Here is a 17,502-nt window from a genome sequence, read left to right as displayed (position 1 = left end):
ATCTTGTTGCAAACCGTCTTGTACAATCGATGTTAAGTAAACCTACAAACTCCAATGCGACCAACCTCTATTTTATTCTGGATGTTAGAGCTTTTCCATACCCTAAAATTACTGTCAATGATCTAAATTATAAATATCAGGGGAAAACCGCCCTAAGTGTAAACAAAGCCTTCCTTGACTTTTCACTGATAGATCTCTTTAAAAAGAAATTGCATATTTATAGTATTCATGTTGATAAAATTTTCTTAAATTTACCAAATTTCCCAAAAGCTGATGAAAAACATCAAAATGAGAATATGACTATTCCTTCACAAGAGAAAAATCCCGCAAACCAATCACCTATAAAGGGTACCAATTTAAGAGTTGATGTGATTGATTTAAAAGATTTAAATATTATTTATTCATCTAAGGCGGCTCCCATCCATATCGGCACCATTAAAATCGACCAACTCTCTTCTGATAATAGGCAATTTCAAATCGCTGTGAATAGTGCGTATAAAGATCAACTCATGCAAGGATCCGCAACACTCCGTTTTGAGAAAGGCCTATTTGATTTTGCGGGAAAATTAACTATTGCTAATAATCAAATCGTTGTGAATTCTCAATATAAACAACAGAACTTGAATGGCCAAATAAAGGGGGCATTTAATAATCCCAAGGCCCTAGAATCTATAGTAGGAATTAGTGCGCAGAAATTACCAGCTCAATTTGAGGCAATTTTGCAGGGAAATAGTCAACAACTAACCATTGCCCCAATTCAGGTGCAGTACACTACAGGCGTGGTTCAAGCCGATTTTAACCTCAATACTGGACGGCCTATACAAGGTAACATAATTATACCTGAACAGTTGCTGGAACAATTAGCAGCAGGCGAACCTTCGAAAAATTGCCTTTTGCCTTTTATAGCAACCGAAATAATAAAAGGGATAAATATGAACCTGCAAATGATAATAGTTCCAGCTAATACAAATCAGAGCGCTAAAAAAAGTCTGATTCAAATCAATCCTGCCGGAATAAACCTTGAAAATGGGGTATTACCTGCAAATTTGCAGCAGGATTTTCTTTCTTGTTTTAATTACCAATTGCAGGAGGATATTACCAATTACGGCACAATAGGTTGGTAATGACAGCCTGTAATTTTTTTATTATTTTCATGTAGCAAGAAAATTAGTAAGCGTGCGTTAGACCTTGGGGCTTTTTTCTCAGGTAATATCAACAATAATCATATCATCGTCGATACGTACAGGATATATCCTAAGGTTTTTAGGTTTACTCATTTTACCTAATACTGTACCCACTGCAGGTGGCCAAGGTGACCAGCATTCGGGTTTACCTGTATCAAGATTAAAAGCACTTTTATGAAAAGGGCATACTATAGTGTTTTCATCCGTAATCATGGCTTTAGTCAAAGGTAATTTAAAATGTGGGCATTGAGAGGCAATGGCGTGGACTGAGTTATTATTCCAGATCAATAAAATTTTATGGCCATCAATTGTTTCACAGTGGCGACCTTTTTGTTGGAGTTGGCTTACTGTAATTGTTTGTTTCCAAGACATAATAATATTCCTTCGGTTTTTTAAGTATTACTCATTGGTATTTACCATAAATAGTTAAATAAATACCGCACTAGAGATAGTGGCTATCGCCTATACGATAGATTTTAACGGGATTGAATACAAGATGCTGGCTTTATTCTATTAAATAAAAGGAGCGTAAACTGCCTTAAGCATTCCGTTCTGAACAGTAGCAGCACATGGAGCCCGCTTATTTTTTATGTTTATGCCTATGATGAATATCAGGATAATGCCGGTGAGTGTGGATCATCGATTTATGTTCATGAGGATGAGCATGGGGTTCCATACCATCCCAAGGAAAATCATGCTTGTGCTGATGGTGTTCGTCGTGAACATGGCTGTGATAATGAAATAAATATTCATGAGTATGTCTATGCTCATGGCTTTCAGTTAAATGTATCCAAACGCCTATAGCCATTAATAAAGTTGCAATCCAAAACAGGGTAGACGTGGTACCCCCAAAAAATAAAATGGCTATCGCTGCCCCAATGAATGGAGCCGTTGAGAAATAAGCACCGGTTCTTGCTGTCCCTAAATTCCTTAAAGCTAATACGAATAAAACCAAACTGATGCCATAACCCAAAAGACCGATCATTAAGGCATAACTGATCTGTGTCCAATTGGGTATTGACAAGTGCAGCATAAAAGCAAGGCTGATGTTCGTTATACCCGCAACTAATCCTTTGGTGCTTGCAATAAACAAAGGGTCAGCTGTAGAGATACTTCTTGTCAGGTTATTATCAATCGCCCAACACAAACAAGCTAATGCGATAGCAATAGTCCCCATCCATTGGGGTTGACTTATTTGATTAGACCAAGTCAAAAGAATGCTGCCAATCACAATAAGCAACATGCCGAATATAATACGTCTGTCTGTGCTTTCTTTGAATAAGACCCAAGCTAACAATACAGTCAGTACTGCCTCCAAGTTAAGAAGCAACGAAGCTGTCGCTGCATTGGTTTGTGTCAAACCTAACATCAATAGAACTGGGCCTAGAACGCCACCAAATCCAATAACACATAACAACCATAACCATTCTTTTTTAAGTAATCCAGAGGGTTGCCAACCCCTGTCTTTAATTAATCGAAACAGCAGCAAACCTAGGCCGCTTCCTAAATATAACAAACCGGCTAATAAAACGGGTGGAATATTCCCGAGCAATTCCTTAGCAAATGGGATGCTTGCCCCAAATAAAATAGCGGCTGAAAATGCTGTTACTATGGAGGGCGATAAATGTGGTTTTGCATCCATTATTAGGACTCTTTAATAAGTGTATTCAGCGAGCATCGCGGTTTCTTGAAGCTGCTAGTAATTAGCAGCCACTAAAGTGAAGCCTTTTTAAGTAGATATTAGTCCGCTTACATCAAATATAGTGATTGGTGTATCAATCCCTTTCACTTTTACACGCAGATGACCATTGATTTCAATCTCGTTAGCTACTTCTTTGTATGTCGATTCAGAAATCAATATCTGGCCACCGAGACTAAGCTCTTGAATACGAGACGATAAATTGACCGGAGAGCCTATAGCGCTATATTGCATGCGTTTTTTTGAACCAATATTGCCAACGACCGCAACTCCTGTATTAATCCCAATCCCCATTTCCAAATGAGGCAAATTAAGTTTTTTATGAGAATAATTGAGTTTTTTTAATTCGCGCTGCATTTCTAAAGCACAAGTTACAGCACGCAGAGAGTCATTGCCTGAGGAATGCGGGGCGCCAAAAATAATCATGATGGCATCCCCAATAAAGGCATCAATTGTTCCTTGATATTTCTCTATTACCCGAACCATTCGGGTAAAATAAGTATTCAAGATGGAAACCAGTTTTTCTCCAGGAATTGCCTCAGATAAGGGGGTAAAGTTTCTCAAATCACTGAACATAACTGTTATTTTACTTTCATGCCCCCCCAATTTCTGATGTTCGCGGGATTCAAGAATAGTTTTAACAACATCATCGGACATGTAAAAACTAAACACCTTCCGAATAAACCGGTTTCGTAGTTCAAGTTGTTTTTTTATTTTTTGTAACAAAGAATTTGCTTTTCGTAAGCTTAACTGATCTTTGGCGATGTTTGCCAAATTCAGTAGTAGGTCAATTTGTTTCTCACTCAGTTCTTTAGGGGAAGTGTCTGCGAGGCAAAAAGTTCCAACGTTATAACCTTGTGGATCAGTTAAAGGAACGCCAGCATAAAATCGGATAAAAGGCTCGTGTTGCACAAGGGGGCTATTAGCAAATCGTTTATCAAGATAGGTGTCAGTAATAATGAGCGGTTCAGTTTTTTTGATGGTTTCATTGCAAAAAGCAATGTTTCGTGGGGTTTGTTTTTGTTTTAAACCATATTTTGATTTAAACCACTGTCTTTTTTCGTCAAGAAAGGCAATATAACAAATAGGAATCTGAAACAAATCAATTGCAAGACGCACGAGTCTGTCATAACTTTCTTCTGGCGCTGTGTCCATAATCTTAAGTGATTGCAAGGCATCAATTCTTCCTTGTTCTTCAAGTTTGTAAGGCTGAGGTTTACTCGCGTGCTTTGACATAGTTTAACCTGTAATTTTTTTAAATATGAATCTTCATTATTAATATAGTATTGATGAGTGAAGTAGAAAAATATAAGTGTCCTAATTTTAATGAATTCACTCAAAGTAGCTGAATTAACTAAATGTCAAAAATTCAAGAATCATATTTCCTTAAGGATAATTTTCTAAAATCATAAAAGGTAAGCCTTTTTGGATGAAGAAAATGGATTACGCAAACTTAAAAGAGTGGATAGAGAAATTAAAAGCTGCAAATGCACGTAGAGAGGATGTATATTCAGTTATTGGATCTTTAGAATACATTTTATCAAAGCCTTATGATAACAATTTTACGATAAGTAAGATCAGAAGCGAATTTCGAAAACTCATCGAAATAGATGGAATAATAAAAATTAATTATCCTCCATCTACTTCAACCGCAGGTATATTGTACGAAGATTTTACAAAGGAGTGGGTTCAGGATGAATTTGCTGCTTCTTATCCTAAAATTATAGGGGAAGTTAAATCGGAGCCTTCTGTTTTATCGCCACATCAAGAAAAACGTCCAGTCGCTTTACTCGATGTGGACGGAACTTTGATTATTAGAGATAAAACTAAAAATCAGGAGCAGCTTAATCAGAATTTACTCGATGCGTTGATGAAAAAGGGGATTTGGGATGTTTATCTTTTTACGGATATGTATTTTGATGAAAGACAATTACAGAATAGAAAGCAATTAATAGAACAATTAACCAGCCAGGGATTCCGTGTTCATGGTGTGATTACACCCTCTGATTATACGTGGGGTATAAGAAAGGAAATAGAACAATTAAACGATCTCTTTGTTAGCAAAAATATTGACATTCCAAATGGGCGTAACACAGATAAAATCGATGAATTATTAAATGATTTACCAGTCTTAAATGCTTTGCTTGAAAATCCATCTGAATCGCCAGATTTAGGGAGAGCTTTTGAAGAAATTGCTACGCGAGAGTCTTATCAAAGGCAAGATGCAGAAGATTCGATTAATTGCAAGCTTGCGCTTGATATAATCTCTTTAAAGCGCGGTACAGCATCCCCAAAAACGCTCATGTTTGAGCACTTCCTTAAGAAAAAACCGGATTGGGTGAGTGATATTTTTGTCTTCGACGATAAAAAAGAAAACCTTGATGCAGTGAAAGAAACCCTAAATGGTGAGCATGAAGATTTACAAGTATCAACCCTTTATGTAACCGAAAATACCTCGACAGCTGATTTCGAGTTTGAAATGGATATTGATTCTAACCCAGAAAATAAAACCCCATTAGATGCAGAGATTCGGGGCAGAATCAAAGCTGAGCTCGATGATTACATTCAATCACGCAGTACCGGGGGATTCTGGTTGTTCCACAATAAGCAAGGTTTAACAGAAGAAAAGGTTAAAAATGCCCGATTGTTACAAAAGCTTATTGATTCTGATGATGTTAAGACAGTAGGTGACGCAAAAAAATTGCTACATGATATCAAGAGCCTAAATAAGATTACAGAAAATGAGTTTGGTAAAACATACCTCAAGGGCGGGGGCAAATTTGATGCATTAATCGATGAGTTTAATAGTTGGTTAGAGCATCCAGATTTAAGTAGAAGCCAGGTATTGTTATAACCCTATTAAAGCGAAATCTCAATCTCAGATATTTTTGATTTTGTTTAAGTAAAACTTGAACTGCTGCGGTTTACGACTATGCTAATAAAGACAAGGATTACTGGATAACTCGAATAACTAGATGAATAGTAATGAATTAAAATCATTTTTAATGGTTTATGAATACCGCTCCTTTTCACTTGCGGCAAAACGTTTGTGTGTTACACAATCGGCTGTTAGCAAACGCATCAATAATTTGGAAAACGAATTTAAAGTTAAATTATTTGAAACGAGAGGGGGGATGATCTTCCCTACCATGGAAGGACAGCTGCTCATACCGTATGCCCGGTCTCTTTTACATACTATGTATAACGCTGCAGATAATTTAAAAAATCCCGATATCACAGAAATACCGGTTTTTATCGGTACCTCCACTTTTCCATCGTTACAATTGTTGCCCTTATTCATTGATTACTTGGTTGCAAATCAAATTAATTTTCCTAATTTTCATATTAAACAGATGCCGAAACAAGAGCTGATACCTGCGCTTCAAAACGGACTTGTGGATCTGGCTTTAACTACTGAAGATTTAGTGATTGACAGCGCTATTCTATCAAATCAGCTTGATGAAGAGGACGTGATGGTAGCTATATCGCCTAGACATGAATTAGCTAAAGAAAAATGCATTGATCTAGCAAAGCTTTCCCAATACCCATGTATCTTAACTGAACGAGGGTTTTCTATTCGTGATAATATAGAGCGTATTTTCTCTAAGCGAGAATTACCACTTCTAGTGGATCATGAGCTATTTTCTTTAGATGCAATCAAAAAATTGGTAAAAACAGGATTGGGTTGGAGTGTTTTGCCAAAACAATATTTCGATCCGGAGTTGTTGAAATTAGAAATAAACGATTACTCGGAAAAAATAAAATTATGTTGGTACTGCCACAAGAATCGTGCCCACTCTAAAATAATCCAGTACGTAGGCCAATTGTTAAACGAATCCCTCAATTATATCCGTGAACACCGCTAAGAAGGTATGGATCTTGTGGTGTTGCTCAAATGGAAGCTTGATAAACAAAGTCAACCATCAAATAATAAATAAAATTCCAGACTCATCTAAGCCGTAAGTAAATGAACGGAACAACGGTGGAGTGAATAAGGATACAAGGGATGCCCATCGCAGTTGTCATTCTTTTAATTGTGCTATTTGCTATTGCTTTTCGAAGAGTAATTAGAGTTGCTATTCCCATCTGGGTGATTATGGCTATCGGTGCGGTTGCAGCCTTATTACTCCAACAAATCACAGGGTTAAGTGCCCTCAAAGCGATTGAGCCTGAGGTGATGTTTTATCTTTTTGGTGTTTTTTTAATTTGCCAGGCTGCAGAGGATTGTGGTTATTTGGAACATCTAACTGACAAGATTTTTCGCCGCGCACGGACAGGAAAACAAGCGCTAGCAATCATTGTCTTTATCCTCGGATTAAGTGCAGCGCTATTAATGAATGATACGATTGCAATTATTGGTACACCGATTCTATTACAGTTGTGCAAATCACATAGGGGTTTAATCAAGCCTTTGTTATTTGGGTTGGCTTTCTCAATTACCGTTGGAAGCACCCTCAGCCCAATAGGGAATCCGCAAAATTTATTGATTGCAGTAAAAGGGGAAATCGTTTCTCCTTTTTTTGATTTTGTTTACTCTTTGCTCATCCCAACATTGCTTAGCCTAGTTGTGACTTATTTACTTATTTATTTTAAGTTTAAAACCATGCTAAACGAGCCTATTGAAAAGCCTATTCCTTTACCGATTAATAATTATCAGGTAGTCATCCTCGTTAAAATAAGTTTGGCGATAATGGTTGTTTTGGTCGGTGCGAAAATCATTATGGATTGTATCCAAACCGTCGTGCGAATTAATTTTAGCTACATTGCCCTTATCGCTGCTTTGCCTCTCCTGCTAAGTAAGCAGCGGTGGAATTTCATTAAGAAGCTTGATTGGGGAACATTGATTTTCTTCGCAAGTACTTTTGTGCTTATGCAGGCGGTTTGGGAGAGCGGATTTTTTCAAGCTAACATAAATCATTTTCATATTACTGTCACTCAGATCCCCGTTGTTTTGGCAATAAGTACCATTCTTAGTCAATTTATTTCTAATGTTCCCCTAGTGGCTTTGTACTTACCTTTACTCCTGCATCATCATTTGCCACACTCCCATCTCTTGGCTTTAGCAGTAGGCAGTACACTCGCTGGTAATTTATCGATATTAGGCGCTGCAAGTAACATCATCATTATTCAAAATAGTGAAAAAAGAGGGGTTAGAGGATTTGGATTTTTAGAGTTTATCAAACTGGGTTTGCCGTTAACTTTGATAACTATTCTGATATTTGCTTATTTTCTTTAGGAAAGTTTCTATTTTTATGGCAAGTTGCATTGTCCTAGCACAAATCGTGATGATGACAGTCGCATACTCGTCGGGATTTATTATCAATAACCTAGGTCGAAGCCTATTTTTTATTTGCCTTTTCTATTTTAATTCTTCAAGCCTCCTTAATTCTCAATCACAGAGAATTCATATCATCTTTTATGGCTCCAATTGTTAGATGGTATTAGCTCTGGTATCTTTGGTGCAATTGCGCTGGTTATAGTTTCCGATTTAGCAACCGGGACAGGAAGATTCAATTTTTTAGTAGGTGTTCTAGGGTTAAGCGTGGGTGTTGGCTCATCGCTCGGTAACATCATTGCTGGATGTATAACTCAATTGTTTGGTTTCCATTTAGGCTTTTTTTCCTTAGCTTGTTTGGCTACGATAGGTTTATGATTTTAGCTTTTATTTTGCTAGAGACAAAAAGAAAACAAGACAAATTGATTAAGAATTAGGGACGATTGGAAGAAATTTGCACTAAAAAGCGCTTGGTGCTAGCATTCATTCCTTTTTGATTGTTTATACGATTCATCCATAGAGTCGTAAGAAATTTCTCTAAGCTTCGGGATAACTATCATGCGAGATTTATATATTGTCGTAGAGTCAAATGATATTGATATTAACCAATTATTGCCTTTATTGAATTCATTTCAATACCCAGATTGTAAAATAAACTTTTCAGCCGTAAAACCTTTGCAATTTCAAGAGCCGGAATCTGTTCCTTATTACAAAAGTATGCCTGTTTATGCAATTAGCACGTATTGTTATTTCGGTGAGTCTGGGCCAAATAAACTCGTGGAGGATTTTGATGAGCTTAGACTAGTCGCTGAGCAGTTTGATATTTTTATAAAAGAATTATTAGCCCAAGATGTCAGATTTCGTGAGTGGGTTTTTAAACAGGATTCAGAATTCGAAACTGCTCGAACTGTGAATCAGTTTAATTTATCTAAACAAAGGCAAAAATGGGCTCTCGGCGATGTATTATCAGATTCTGCTCAAATGTTGAGACAGTTTAAATCTTCTTTTATCTCGCCTTCTTATCAGCCAACACTATTTTCTTTTGAGTCTGCTAAAGACCGTTATAATAGAAAAGCTGCTGTTGAATTTATTGCTGGGGGTGTAGTGGGCTTATTAAGCATATCTTTATTTCTTCTAGAGCCAGTGACTGCGTCTATCTTGGCTCTAGCAGCTGTCATCTTAATCTTTGCTGCTCTGTATAATTTGTCTAAGGCCAAGCAATTCGATGAATATCATCACAATAATGCTACAGAATCATTAATTGCATCATCCTAAACGTTAGCTTGGTTAGAGATAGAGCGCACTAACAATTTCAATTAGCGCTAAAAACTTTTATAGTTTTATTTTGGCATTGAAAAATGGGTTTTATTCCGACCTGTTTTAATAAATTACGGGAGATACAGCTCATCTTCGATTATAGGATTAAGAAATAACAAATAAATGGAGAGTCAATGCAACTGACATTTCTTGGTGCGACACAGACAGTAACAGGATCGAAGTATCTATTGGAACTGGACTCTAAGATCATTTTGATTGATTGTGGCCTGTTCCAAGGCTATAAAGAGTTGCGTTTACGGAACTGGGATAAATTTCCTATTAATCCTGCGGATATTGACGCTGTAATCCTAACTCACGCTCACATTGATCACTCAGGTTATTTGCCATTATTAGTAAAAAATGGATTTAAAGGCCCCATTTATGCCTCACCAGGCACAAGAGCGCTATCCTCAATCTTACTTCCAGACAGTGGCCACCTACAGGAAGCAGACGCTAAGTTTGCCAATAAACAAGGCTTTTCCAAACATAAGCCCGCTTTGCCTCTCTATACAGAAGCAGACGCAAGAAAGGCTTTATTGCAATTTGAAGAGGTTGATTTTGGAATCACGTATCCGCTTACAAACCAGGTCACATTCGAATTTTATCGTGCCGGCCATATTATTGGCGCTTCATTTGTCAAAATAAAAGGTAAGGGAATCTCGATTTTATTTTCAGGTGATATTGGTCGTCTACATGATCTTGTTATGCGGGCACCTACGGCAATCGAGGAAACCGATTATTTAGTTATGGAATCAACTTATGGTGATCGCTTACACGAGCCGACTGATCCACTTCGACAACTTAGCAGCATTATTAACCAAACTATCAAACGAAGCGGATCGATCATTATACCTGCCTTTGCGGTAGGCCGAGCACAATCGCTTCTCTATTACATCTATTTGCTTAAAAAGAGGGGGGAAATTCCGGATATTCCTGTGTTTTTAGATAGCCCCATGGCAATTGATGCGACTCGGATTTTGTATGCTTTTAGAGAAGATCATCGACTAAATGTAGAGCAATGCAAAGGGCTCTGTTCGGTCGCTACTTATGTGAATACACCAGAAGAGTCTAAGCAAATTGATTATCAAAAAGGAGTGCAAATAATTATTTCTGCAAGTGGAATGCTTGAAGGGGGGCGCATTTTGCACCATTTAAAAGTTTTTGCCCCCGATTATCGAAATACGATTATTCTTACTGGTTATCAGGCCGGAGGTACGCGGGGAGCACGATTATTACAAGGTGAGCGTGAACTGAAAATTCATGGACAAATGATTCCTATTCATGCTCAAGTCGAAGTGATAAGCAGTATTTCTGCTCATGCCGATTACCAAGAAATGTTGGAATGGTTAGCCAATTTTAAGCGACCCCCTAAAAAAATTTTCATTACCCACGGTCAGGCTCAAAGTTCAGTAGCTTTTAAGGAGAAAGTGGAAAAACGGTTTGGTTGGAAATGTGTTGTTCCTTTTTACTTACAATCAGAAAAACTTAAGTGAAAAAATTGAGTTAATGGATTCTTTCATTAGGAAACACGTTATTATTCTCGGAGGGACAGATTGAAACCCATCGTTTTTTTTCTAGTTGAATCATCCGTCATAGGCAAAAGAATAATAGAAGAGCTTGATGCTGAGTCAGGCGAGATGATATTGCGCCGTTTCCCTGATGAAGAATGGTACATAAAAATCAATTCAGATGTTAAAAACCGCGAACTGATCATGGTCGCAAGTCTAAACCAACCGGATAAAAAACTGTTGCCTATATTATTTTGGGCCCGTACCGCAAGAGAATTGGGCGCTGTAAAAATTGGCCTAATCGCGCCTTATCTTGCCTATCTACGTCAAGATACGCAATTTCAATCAGGTGAGGGAATAACCTCAAAATATTTTGCGACACTTTTATCAGAACATATGGATTGGTTGATAACGGTTGATCCCCATTTACACCGCTACAAATCACTTAATGAAATCTACGCCATGCCAACTTTGGTTTTGCATGCAACAAGTGATATCGCGAAATGGATTCAAATGCATGTAAAAAAGCCAATTCTCATTGGGCCTGATAGTGAAAGTGAACAATGGGTGTCAGAGATTGCAAAGCAAGCCAGAGCCCCCTATCTCATTGCAGAAAAGAGAAGGCGAGGGGATAAAGACGTACACGTTTCAATCCCACATATTGAAAATTTTGAATCATTTACTCCTGTGCTGGTTGATGACATTATTTCAACAGCAAGAACAATGGCTGCAGCAGCTGCACATTTAAAAAAACAAAAGATGGAATTGATTTATTGTATTGCTGTACATGCTATTTTTGCTGAAGATGCTTATCCCATTTTATTGGAAGCAGGCGCTTCTCATGTCGTAACATGCAATACCATTGAGCACAAAACTAATGCTATTGATGTGAGTGGAACTATCATTAACAAACTAATAAAAATGATTAAAAAATAATCAATATGCTTAACTTTTGCTTAATGTAAAAATGATATCATTTTCTATGTAGCAATTCGAGAAAAATATTTACTCCTAAGGTTAAAAATCACTCACATATTTTTGTCAATTGCTACAGCGCTTTTAGAATCGCCACCCATCAAAGGTTGGTTTGTAGTGATCTTAGCTTTCCCTATATCTACTTAAATCTCAATTCCGATGTACTATAGTTAATAGGACGATTCACCGTAAGACAGAAAGGAAAGAAAGTGGATGAAAGCCGCATTTATTACCAAAACAGGGCCTTCAAACTATATTAAGTATGAAGCATTACCTGTTCCTGATATTAAAAACAATGAGTTATTAGTCAAAACACAATTTGTGGCTGTCAATCCAGTCGATTGTTATATCCGTTCAGGTAAATACGCTATTCCACTTCAATTTCCTTACATAATTGGACGCGACTTTTGTGGTGTAGTTGAGAAAATCGGTCCGAAAGTGACTCAATTTAAACCCGGAGATAAGGTGTGGTCAAACTGCCAAGGTATTCATGGCCGTCAAGGATCGTTTGCAGAATATTTAGCTGTGGATGAGAGGACTGTTTTTCACCTCCCTAAAAATGCAAATCCCTTGGAAGCGATTGCAACATTTCACTCTGCCTTAACTGCAGTAGTGGGAATTTTTAGAGAAGCGATGCTCAAAAGGGGAGAAACCATTTTCATCAACGGTGGAGCGGGAAATGTCGGCTCCTTAGTTTGTCAAATCGCATCCTCATTAGGTGCCGCTGCTATTGTTTCAGCCTCTGGCGAACAAGATATTCAATGGTGTTATGAAAGTGGTGCTCAGCACGTCATTGATTACAAAGCTACTGATGTTACAATTGAGCTTAAAAAATTAGCACCTAAAGGTGTCGATGTTTTTTGGAATACGACCCTTGTCCATGATTTTGAACATTTTCTTCCATTGTTAGCCTACAAAGGACGTTATATTCTGATGTCCGGGTTGGGGCGAAAATCATTGATTGATGTTGGTGATTTATATACTAAAGATGCCTGTATTCACGGATTTGCGATAAGTAATTTAAGTGATGATGAATTAGTAGGGAACGCAGAAGCAATTAACCAATTACTTAGTAAAAATAGCATCAAATCTCGCATAGCTCATATCTTACCATTAAGCGAAGCGGCTGCTGCCCATAATTTATTGGAAAATACTAAAGTTAAAGGGAAAATAATTCTAACCTTAGAGTAATTACAGGCTTTCTTTGGATGAGTGAATGCCAATCCACCAAGAAGCTTATACGGGTCTTGTTTGCACCTATTCCCTAGGTGCAAAACGGGATTACTGCTTCGGCGTTGGAGAGGGAGATTCTACTTCTTGTTGTTGTGAAGAAGGTGTTTCACCATCGCCAGTTGTTTTACGATTATAAAAAAATCCTTGTGGATTAGTTTTCGAAGGGTGAAATCGTTCAGGAATGATTTTACTGAGAGGGGCGTTGCCTAATGTTGCGCCAACGCTTGCAACAATCGAAAAAACCCCTCCGGTGAGAATGGCGCGAATAGGTACTTGCTTGGCAGCATTGGCTAAAAAGGCTAATCCTGCCTCTTTAGGATTTTCTAGGTATGCTGCAGCTAATTTCTTGAGTATTGTAGCAGTGCTGTCAATCCTCAATTGTCCGTTAGTTACATTGGCATGCACAAGGGTATAATCTCTCAATAACGCAAAAGGGTAGGAGATAACCCCAGCACCTACACCAGTTAATGCTCCTGATAGAAGATGCCGTATTTTTTCGTCTTCTATTGGTAATCTTTTGGCTAGTTCTTCTTCAAGAACACATAATGCTCCAAAATTGGCAAAGCCTGCGAAATATTCTGACGGAAAACCGCCGGTCCACAACTGATAAAGATTATTCCTTGTGTACCATTTGAAACCTGAAGGCAACAGATTGGGTATTTTCCTTAATTGTGAGAGGGACTTTGGGATTTGAGTTACCACATAATCACCAAACGCAGCGGACATTACATAACCTGCTTTGTTTAAGTTAAGCCCCGATAATTTTTCTTCATGAGGTGTACTTTCTTTAACCTCGATTGGCTTATTGTTTTTAGCTGCAGTCACATAAGCAGTCCTTGCCGCAGAGCCTGCAAATGATGCGGAAGTTCCAGCATACAGTGCACGAAAAAATCCAAATGTTCCAATTGATGTAAGTGGATATTTGGGGAGCACAGTGCCATCTATAGTGAGATTAGTAAGCACGGTTTTTAGAGGGCTTTGGAAAATTACAACCCCACCGCAAGTAACTCCAGTAACGAATAAAAAGTTAAGGGCTTCCCATAATGGTTTGCTCAATTTGTAGCCTGATGTTGGCATGGATTTTGGGGTTGGTGTGCTTTGAGAAGCGCTTTCTGATTTGGTTGAGGGGTTCTGATCGACTCTTGTTTTCATTATTCTTACCGCCTTATTAATGCGAATTCGGCACAGAATATAGCGGGGAAATGTTAAGAAAATATTAAGAAAATATTAAGGGAATATTTTACACATAGTCTTCCATCTTTGGAGTAATTGAGCCCTAAAAGATTCATTTTGTCCATTTGGACACATAAAAACCCAATCCGGTTTATTCATTGACCTGAATGAGATAGAATAAAAAAGATTTTCAAATCAGAGTATTAATAAAGGAAAAATGTGTGATCAATGGATTAAGACCGCTTATTAAAGAAGCAGCACTTCATACTACTGGTGTGGTCACGTCGACTAGTGTGGCTTGGGCAACCTATAAAGCCACTAGCGCTATCTTTGGGTTTTTTAAGAAACCAGAAGACATGCCTTGCCCTCAAACAATGTTGAATTCCTCAGAAAAAGAGGGAACAAAGCTTGCGCCAACCCCTTCCTTTTGAGAGCCATTATTACTCTGCGAGAACTCTTCTTATCAAAAGGATGTTCTATACTTTTAAATAAGGTTGTCATAAGGAAATTGAGCATGGGAATAAAAAGCTATTTAAATCCACAACCGTCCGCTGTTGAAAGAGAAGATAAAAATTGTGTGAAGCCAAAACCAACCAATTTAGATGGTTCTGAATTTGAAAAAAATGATAAAGAGAAAAATGAAAGAGTCATTCGAAGAGGATGTAATCGCTAGTTTAGAAGGAAATTGGTTATTTTATCGAAATCTTGAACTGCTCCGCTAAAACATTATTGATATGCTAAACTCCGCAGAGCGACCCGCTGTTTTTCTGTTGTGATCGAAAACAGAAAAAATTTTGAATCATGGTTAATCACCTAATATTTACTTAATACTCTTAGTTTAGAATATCGACTCTCTTATTCAGTAGTTGATCTAATTTTGAAAGAAAAAATCGACGAGTTATGCGCTTACTTCTCGCTAAGTGAATATAAAGCAATGGTTTTTGGCAAATGGGCTAGGCCCCTGCACACTTCAAAAACAACAATAAACTACACGTTTGATATTCATTCAATGTCTCAGGAATTAAAAAGTGAGTTGGAGGTAAGCTTCCCTAACATTACGATGAGTTCCCTGCCCCAAGTCAGTAGAGAAAAAGTTCAAGAAAACCTAGACTTTTGGCGGCTAGCGTGTGGCAGTACAATTGAATTTAATTATGTGCCTAAGCTAGAGTCTGATCAGCCAGGAATTACGTTTGTTGCAAGTGATAATATTAAAGGTGCGGCTGGTATAACAAACTATAATTTCATTCCGGGTAATGACAATTTGTTAAACCAAGTTTTGGTCTGTTTACCCAGCACAGTAAAGCAAAGAGTTTATGCCCATGAGATAGGTCATTCTTTAGGTTTCCTACACTCTCATGAAATAGAAACCCTTAAAAATCGATTAATGGACACTCCTCAAGGCTTAGGTTGCTCAGTAATGGGATATACCCGTATATTGAGTTCAACTAATAATAATTGTACAACGCCAACATACTGTGGTGATCAACCTTATGCGATATTTCCCGGGCCTATGGATAGGGAGATGTGCACAATGTTGTATGCTTTTCCACCTTACTCATTCACTAAATATGCTAATTCGATGTTTTTGGGTTTTTTAAGTGGGTCTGTTGAAAAAGCGCTTTCAACTTATTTAGAAAACGTGAATTTTCTGAAGCTTAGTCCATTATCGGCCAATGCGCTCGCTCTTACTTCGTCATCAGTACTATATGGTTTTATGAATGGACAAGTATTCAATGTGACAAATGTTCTGGCAATGATAGAACTTATAGCGCGTAATAAGAATGAGAGTATCGCTGACTTGCTTCAGATCGTTAGGGTTTTATCTGTAGTTGTTACTCTTTTTATGCAGATGTATGAATTCTATGCCAATGAAGATGCCGGCAACAACGCAATCTATTTGAGTGCGTTTTTAGGAAGTAGTCTTGCTGGCTTATTATTAGCGTCTACAGTTGGGAAAGTAACTGCCGACTTAACAAATGGTGTAGTTGATAAAATAAGCTCAATATTTGGTTGGGGTGTTCAAAAAAGCACACAGATTTTTCCGGGGATTGCACATAAGTTTGGTTGGTTTGGAAGGATGTTTTCTAAGGGTAACGCAAGCGAAGAATTCGAATTAGAGGCAGAAAATTCAAAGGGACAATCGATATAGCTAAACTTGGCGATATTGCATAATCATTTGACAATGATGTCAAAAAAAGAATAAACTTTCGAAAATTTATCAATTTCACAAATAGGATATAATATGCCAAGGCATTACAAAAATACGAAGCTTGATTCAATCATTGAAGAAATAATAGTCCCTGATGATTCAGGGTATTCTGGCTATTCTTACCCTCATATTAAATTACGTCAATCTGAAGTGAAATTACAGCTTGATGAGCTATCATTTGAGCCTCTCGAAGAGGATAGTGCTATCTATGTGGTGAAAAACAAAGAATATTATTTTGGCAATCTCATAACGACACTAGTATCCTTTGAGGAACGTGGATTGATTGATAACTCTTTTAAAGAATCCATTATATTGAACGAAAAGAGTTTATTTCAAAAACAGATGCAGAAACTTGTCAACAGACGCATCTACGAACATCCACGATCTGAAGGATCGCTTATTGAAGCAGTCATAATTCAACGACATGGGTCTACGGACTCTGCTTTTCTCAGTTATAAACAAGAAAATCAAGAAGAACTATTCAGGGTTTGCGAGCTTCATCATCTAGGGCTTGATAAAATGCCTTCCAGTGTATTTGAAAATTATGCAGTGATATTCGGGGCTGAGAATTTGACTCCTACAATGGCACTTGAAGGCATTAAAAGAGCTGGATTAATTGATGACGAATTTAAAGAGTTTATAATTTCTCAGGAACAACAAATTCCTCGAGAGCTTGAGGAAAAAGCAGTCAATGAAGAGGAAATGGCAAGAAGGTTTGATTGCCGGTATCCTGTGATGGCCGACTATGTCCTAACGAGTAACCATCGATTTTATCAGCCAAAAGAGATGGAGGTTCCAGCTAAGTATAGCGATACGTTAAGTCCGACGAATAGCAACTCCATATAAATTAACTAAAATTAATCACTTTTCGGTACGATACCCTGCACGGGACAATGTACCGAAACAAGGAATAGATAAGCGGTGGTTAA

Annotated in this window: 16 protein-coding genes; 12 read left to right on the top strand and 4 right to left on the bottom strand. The window is 37.7% G+C overall.

Features of this window, described 5'->3' with window-relative positions:
* Positions 1–29 precede the first annotated feature (29 nt).
* Positions 30–1,124, top strand: coding sequence for an AsmA family protein (locus tag LMI_RS09300; protein ID WP_144405778.1), 1,095 nt, complete (start codon positions 30–32; stop codon positions 1,122–1,124).
* A 78-nt stretch (positions 1,125–1,202) separates the two neighbouring features.
* On the opposite strand, the gene LMI_RS09295 is transcribed toward LMI_RS09300, so the two are convergent.
* From LMI_RS09295 to LMI_RS09285, 3 genes are all read right to left on the bottom strand, one after another.
* On the bottom strand, positions 1,203–1,556 hold the full coding sequence (locus LMI_RS09295) for a Rieske (2Fe-2S) protein (RefSeq protein ID WP_045099556.1): 354 nt from the start codon (positions 1,554–1,556) through the stop codon (positions 1,203–1,205).
* Positions 1,557–1,764: 208 nt separating this feature from the next.
* Positions 1,765–2,826 (bottom strand): DMT family transporter, encoded by a 1,062-nt coding sequence (locus LMI_RS09290; protein ID WP_045099555.1) that lies wholly within the window; start codon positions 2,824–2,826, stop codon positions 1,765–1,767.
* A gap of 87 nt (positions 2,827–2,913) precedes the next feature.
* Positions 2,914–4,119 (bottom strand): adenylate/guanylate cyclase domain-containing protein, encoded by a 1,206-nt coding sequence (locus tag LMI_RS09285; protein WP_045099554.1) that lies wholly within the window; start codon positions 4,117–4,119, stop codon positions 2,914–2,916.
* A gap of 193 nt (positions 4,120–4,312) precedes the next feature.
* On the opposite strand from LMI_RS09285, the gene LMI_RS09280 reads away from it, so the two are divergent.
* The 7 genes from LMI_RS09280 to LMI_RS09245 all read left to right on the top strand — a co-directional run bounded on the left by LMI_RS09280 (position 4,313) and on the right by LMI_RS09245 (position 13,149).
* Positions 4,313–5,737 (top strand): hypothetical protein, encoded by a 1,425-nt coding sequence (locus LMI_RS09280; protein ID WP_143000998.1) that lies wholly within the window; start codon positions 4,313–4,315, stop codon positions 5,735–5,737.
* 121 nt (positions 5,738–5,858) lie between these two features.
* On the top strand, positions 5,859–6,749 hold the full coding sequence (locus tag LMI_RS09275; RefSeq protein ID WP_045099552.1) for a LysR family transcriptional regulator: 891 nt from the start codon (positions 5,859–5,861) through the stop codon (positions 6,747–6,749).
* A 140-nt stretch (positions 6,750–6,889) separates the two neighbouring features.
* Positions 6,890–8,119, top strand: coding sequence for an SLC13 family permease (locus tag LMI_RS09270; protein WP_045099551.1), 1,230 nt, complete (start codon positions 6,890–6,892; stop codon positions 8,117–8,119).
* Between the two features lie 597 nt (positions 8,120–8,716).
* Positions 8,717–9,433 carry a hypothetical protein gene (locus tag LMI_RS09260; RefSeq protein ID WP_045099549.1) on the top strand — a complete coding sequence of 239 codons (717 nt, stop codon included), beginning with the start codon at positions 8,717–8,719 and terminating at the stop codon, positions 9,431–9,433.
* A gap of 176 nt (positions 9,434–9,609) precedes the next feature.
* Positions 9,610–10,968 carry an MBL fold metallo-hydrolase RNA specificity domain-containing protein gene (locus LMI_RS09255; protein ID WP_045099548.1) on the top strand — a complete coding sequence of 453 codons (1,359 nt, stop codon included), beginning with the start codon at positions 9,610–9,612 and terminating at the stop codon, positions 10,966–10,968.
* A 60-nt stretch (positions 10,969–11,028) separates the two neighbouring features.
* Complete coding sequence (locus LMI_RS09250; protein WP_045099547.1) at positions 11,029–11,919, top strand: ribose-phosphate pyrophosphokinase; 891 nt, start codon at positions 11,029–11,031, stop codon at positions 11,917–11,919.
* Positions 11,920–12,171: 252 nt separating this feature from the next.
* The gene (locus tag LMI_RS09245) at positions 12,172–13,149 is read left to right on the top strand and encodes an NADPH:quinone reductase (protein ID WP_045099546.1); all 978 of its coding nucleotides are present in this window, start codon (positions 12,172–12,174) and stop codon (positions 13,147–13,149) included.
* Between the two features lie 90 nt (positions 13,150–13,239).
* Here the strand turns inward: LMI_RS09245 and LMI_RS09240 are convergent, their stop codons facing one another.
* Positions 13,240–14,343, bottom strand: coding sequence for a hypothetical protein (locus LMI_RS09240; protein ID WP_052679509.1), 1,104 nt, complete (start codon positions 14,341–14,343; stop codon positions 13,240–13,242).
* Between the two features lie 242 nt (positions 14,344–14,585).
* Here LMI_RS09240 and LMI_RS09235 point away from each other — a divergent pair, with 242 nt between their 5' ends.
* The 4 genes from LMI_RS09235 to LMI_RS09225 all read left to right on the top strand — a co-directional run bounded on the left by LMI_RS09235 (position 14,586) and on the right by LMI_RS09225 (position 17,419).
* A complete protein-coding gene (locus LMI_RS09235; RefSeq protein WP_045099545.1) occupies positions 14,586–14,795 on the top strand; it encodes a hypothetical protein in 210 nt (69 codons plus the stop codon).
* Positions 14,796–14,878: 83 nt separating this feature from the next.
* Positions 14,879–15,037: a hypothetical protein gene (locus LMI_RS15345; RefSeq protein WP_153280303.1), complete on the top strand. Its 159-nt coding sequence runs from the start codon at positions 14,879–14,881 to the stop codon at positions 15,035–15,037.
* 204 nt (positions 15,038–15,241) lie between these two features.
* Positions 15,242–16,513 (top strand): hypothetical protein, encoded by a 1,272-nt coding sequence (locus LMI_RS09230; RefSeq protein ID WP_058393244.1) that lies wholly within the window; start codon positions 15,242–15,244, stop codon positions 16,511–16,513.
* Positions 16,514–16,606: 93 nt separating this feature from the next.
* Positions 16,607–17,419 (top strand): hypothetical protein, encoded by an 813-nt coding sequence (locus LMI_RS09225; RefSeq protein ID WP_045099543.1) that lies wholly within the window; start codon positions 16,607–16,609, stop codon positions 17,417–17,419.
* The last annotated feature ends 83 nt before the right edge of the window (positions 17,420–17,502 follow it).

The sequence above is a fragment of the Legionella micdadei genome (assembly GCF_000953635.1).
GTDB lineage: Bacteria > Pseudomonadota > Gammaproteobacteria > Legionellales > Legionellaceae > Tatlockia > Tatlockia micdadei.
This window is presented reverse-complemented; position numbering and strand designations above follow the sequence as displayed.

What these genes read in the sequence shown, in the direction of transcription:
- LMI_RS09295 (WP_045099556.1), bottom strand. Translation starts at nt 1,556, where the DNA reads ATGTCTTGGAAACAAACAATTACAGTAAGCCAACTCCAACAAAAAGGT.
- LMI_RS09255 (WP_045099548.1), top strand. Translation starts at nt 9,610, where the DNA reads ATGCAACTGACATTTCTTGGTGCGACACAGACAGTAACAGGATCGAAG.
- LMI_RS09285 (WP_045099554.1), bottom strand. Translation starts at nt 4,119, where the DNA reads ATGTCAAAGCACGCGAGTAAACCTCAGCCTTACAAACTTGAAGAACAA.
- LMI_RS09300 (WP_144405778.1), top strand. Translation starts at nt 30, where the DNA reads ATGTTAAGTAAACCTACAAACTCCAATGCGACCAACCTCTATTTTATT.
- LMI_RS09280 (WP_143000998.1), top strand. Translation starts at nt 4,313, where the DNA reads ATGAAGAAAATGGATTACGCAAACTTAAAAGAGTGGATAGAGAAATTA.
- LMI_RS09260 (WP_045099549.1), top strand. Translation starts at nt 8,717, where the DNA reads ATGCGAGATTTATATATTGTCGTAGAGTCAAATGATATTGATATTAAC.
- LMI_RS09240 (WP_052679509.1), bottom strand. Translation starts at nt 14,343, where the DNA reads ATGAAAACAAGAGTCGATCAGAACCCCTCAACCAAATCAGAAAGCGCT.
- LMI_RS09275 (WP_045099552.1), top strand. Translation starts at nt 5,859, where the DNA reads ATGAATAGTAATGAATTAAAATCATTTTTAATGGTTTATGAATACCGC.
- LMI_RS09245 (WP_045099546.1), top strand. Translation starts at nt 12,172, where the DNA reads ATGAAAGCCGCATTTATTACCAAAACAGGGCCTTCAAACTATATTAAG.
- LMI_RS09290 (WP_045099555.1), bottom strand. Translation starts at nt 2,826, where the DNA reads ATGGATGCAAAACCACATTTATCGCCCTCCATAGTAACAGCATTTTCA.
- LMI_RS09270 (WP_045099551.1), top strand. Translation starts at nt 6,890, where the DNA reads ATGCCCATCGCAGTTGTCATTCTTTTAATTGTGCTATTTGCTATTGCT.
- LMI_RS15345 (WP_153280303.1), top strand. Translation starts at nt 14,879, where the DNA reads ATGGGAATAAAAAGCTATTTAAATCCACAACCGTCCGCTGTTGAAAGA.
- LMI_RS09225 (WP_045099543.1), top strand. Translation starts at nt 16,607, where the DNA reads ATGCCAAGGCATTACAAAAATACGAAGCTTGATTCAATCATTGAAGAA.